This window comes from Methylobacterium sp. D54C (assembly GCF_053345595.1).
Map to the genome: position 1 here is coordinate 1 of NZ_JBKFAK010000269.1, position 280 is coordinate 280.

A 280-nucleotide genomic window follows, 5' to 3' on the forward strand; every position below is an offset into this window, starting at 1 on the left:
GGTGGATGCCTTGGCGCTGAGAGGCGATGAAGGACGTGGTACGCTGCGATAAGCCTTGGGGAGCTGCGAACGAGCTTTGATCCAGGGATTTCCGAATGGGGAAACCCACCTTCGACCTTCCGTATTGCGGGACCAGGCGCGAGCCTGGTTCCTCAATACGGTTGGTCATGTGAAGGTATCAAATCCTGAATTCATAGGGGTTTGAAGCGAACCCGGGGAACTGAAACATCTCAGTACCCGGAGGAAAGGACATCAACGAGACTCCGTCAGTAGTGGCGAG

The 280-nt window shown here is 55.4% G+C and carries 1 rRNA gene; it reads left to right on the forward strand.

Annotation, left to right across the window (positions count from 1 at the left end):
* Window positions 1-280, forward strand: a 23S ribosomal RNA gene (locus tag ACLBYB_RS33475); the annotation flags it as partial.